Source organism: Vibrio sp. 2132-1, assembly GCF_033344315.1.
Map to the genome: position 1 here is coordinate 1 of NZ_JAWPON010000383.1, position 675 is coordinate 675.

General features: G+C 44.6%; 1 protein-coding gene. It reads right to left on the reverse strand.

Going from position 1 to position 675, the window contains the following annotated elements; genetic code table 11:
* On the reverse strand, positions 1 to 544 hold a 544-nt coding region (nadE, locus tag R8N47_RS25565), incomplete at its 3' end, for an ammonia-dependent NAD(+) synthetase (protein WP_318186148.1).
* Positions 545 to 675 lie beyond the last annotated feature (131 nt).

Genomic DNA, 675 nt, shown 5'->3' on the forward strand with positions numbered 1-675 from the left:
CACCAAATTTGGTATAGAAACCAGTGATGTTTTCTGCAGAGTGGTCAGTACCTAACACCAAGCCACCGACGTAACCGGCGATCTCGTATTGAGCGATCATACGAGCACGTGCTTTTACGTTACCTTTTACAAAGTCTACTTTTGCCGCGTCTTCTGGCATTAGCCCTGTGCCTTCTAGTGCAATATTAGAAGCGGCATGCATACCATCAACACCTTGTTTGATGTTCACAGAGATAGAATGCGTAGGTTTAATGAATGACAACGCCAATTGCGCTTCATCTTCGTCTTTTTGCTCACCGTAAGGCAGACGTACTGCGATAAACTGGTAATCGTTGCTGCCAGTTTCTTCGTTAAGTTGGTCTACAGCAAGTTGGGCAAGGCGACCTAACGTGGTTGAGTCAACACCGCCACTGATGCCAAGCACAAGTGACTTACAACCTGCTTCTTGTAGCTTGCGCTTAATAAAAGCAATACGGCGTTCAATTTCGAAATGCGGGTCAATTGACGGCAATACACGCATTTCGTCACGGATGGATTGTTCCATTTAGGGTTCCTTTTCCTGCAAATATCTTAGACACAAAAACTGCTTCGAGTGGTCATTCACCAAAGATCAAACAGTGTGACGTCGTTATCGAGCTAAAATGGTGATAAACCATTCAATTAAGGCTCGTAAAC